Origin of the sequence: Maribacter sp. (genome assembly GCF_016744255.1) — a bacterium.
Taxonomy (GTDB): Bacteria; Bacteroidota; Bacteroidia; order Flavobacteriales; family Flavobacteriaceae; genus Maribacter_B.
This window is the reverse complement of sequence record NZ_JADGES010000178.1, coordinates 1-2,057: the sequence shown is the minus strand read 5'-3', so window position 1 is coordinate 2,057 and position 2,057 is coordinate 1. Positions and strand designations below refer to the sequence as shown.

At 35.5% G+C, this 2,057-nt stretch carries 2 protein-coding genes; both read right to left on the bottom strand.

Features of this window, described 5'->3' with window-relative positions; all coding sequences use genetic code 11:
- The coding region (locus QZZ51_RS16570; RefSeq protein WP_291871716.1) for a DNA gyrase subunit A at positions 1 to 680 on the bottom strand (680 nt) is incomplete at its 3' end.
- A gap of 30 nt (positions 681 to 710) precedes the next feature.
- A partial coding sequence (locus QZZ51_RS16565; protein ID WP_291871714.1) for a toprim domain-containing protein occupies positions 711 to 2,057 on the bottom strand: 1,347 nt, incomplete at its 5' end.

Below are 2,057 nucleotides of genomic sequence, written 5' to 3'. Positions count from 1 at the left end.
CCATCGTTATAATTACTAACATCTATGATACCCGAAGTAGGAAAATCTGGGAAAATAGTAAAACGAGACCCTTTTAAATGTTTTATGGAAGCATCTATAAGCTCTAAAAAGTTATGCGGTAAAACTTTGGTAGATAAACCAACCGCAATACCTTCTGCTCCTTGTGTTAATAATAATGGGAATTTTACAGGTAAATTTACGGGTTCTTTTTTTCTACCGTCATACGATTGTTGCCATTCTGTAATTTTTGGACTAAAAACAACTTCTAGACCAAATTTAGATAAACGCGCTTCAATATATCTAGAAGCAGCCGCTCTATCCCCTGTTAAAATATTACCCCAGTTACCTTGAGTATCTATCAACAGGTCTTTCTGGCCTATTTGCACCATAGCATCCGCAATACTAGCATCCCCGTGAGGGTGATATTGCATGGTATGACCAACGACATTCGCTACTTTGTTGTAACGGCCGTCATCTAGCTCTTTTAATGAATGTAGTATTCTTCTTTGAACAGGCTTAAAACCATCTTCAATAGCAGGTACCGCACGTTCTAAAATTACATAAGAAGCATAATCTAAAAACCACTCTTTATACATTCCGGTAACCTTTATTAAGGCTCCTTCTTGCGATTCTTCATTATCCGTTATATGCTCCTCGTTCAGTTCTTCATTCTCTTCCATGCAGAAAGATTGGTATTAGGTTGTTCGTAATTAGTTTTTATCTACAAGGTCTATTTCGACCTTCAGGTTCTCTATGATAAATTTTTGACGGTCTGGTGTGTTCTTCCCCATATAAAATTGTAGTAAATTTTCAATAGACATCGTTTTATCTAACATAACAGGCTCTAAACGTATATCATCCCCAATAAAATGTACAAATTCATCGGGCGAAATTTCTCCCAAACCTTTAAAGCGTGTAATTTCTGGTTTACCACTCAGCTTGTCCATTGCATTTTTTCGTTCCTCCTCGGAGTAACAGTATATTGTTTCTTTTTTATTACGTACCCTAAAAAGTGGTGTTTGCAATATATAAAGATGGTTTTCTTTTATAAGCTCTGGAAAAAACTGCAGAAAAAATGTGATAAGTAATAATCTAATGTGCATACCATCTACATCGGCATCGGTAGCAATTACAATATTATTATATCGTAAATCTTCCATAGATTCTTCGATATTCAATGCGGCCTGAAGTAAATTAAATTCCTCATTCTCATAGACTATCTTTTTAGACATTCCATAAGAGTTTAACGGCTTCCCTTTTAAGCTAAAAACAGCTTGCGTATTTACATCTCTAGATTTGGTAATAGAACCAGATGCGGAATCTCCCTCGGTAATAAATAAGGTGCTTTCTAAATTTCTTGCTTTCTTTGTATCTCCTAAATGTATACGGCAATCTCTAAGCTTTTTATTATGTAAACTTGCTTTTTTGGCACGGTCTTTTGCTAGTTTACGAATACCAGATAGCTCTTTACGCTCGCGTTCCGCTTGCATAATTTTGCGTTGCAATAAGTCTGCAGTTTCGGTATTCTTATGCAAATAGTTATCTAGGTATTTGCCAACAAAATCGTTAATATACGTACGAACGGTTGGTAAGGTTCCTCCCATATCCGTAGAACCTAATTTTGTTTTGGTCTGACTCTCAAAAACAGGTTCCATTACTTTAATTGCAATGGCTGAAATAATGGATTTCCGAATATCCGAAGCTTCATAGCCCTTGCCATAAAAATCTCTAATAGTTCTTACCAAGGCTTCTCTAAATGCAGCTTGGTGTGTACCTCCTTGGGTTGTATTTTGTCCGTTTACAAAAGAATGATATTCTTCGCTATACTGTGTTTTACTGTGTGTTATGGCAACCTCAATATCTTCTCCCTTAAGATGGATAACAGGGTAAAGCATATCATCTACATTGTTATTATCTTCTAGAAGGTCCTTTAATCCATGTTCAGAATGAAACTTTTCTCCATTAAAAAGGATAGTTAATCCTGGGTTTAGATATACATAATTTTTAAGCATGCGTTCCACATACTCGTTACGGTAGATGTATTTTTTAAATATAAG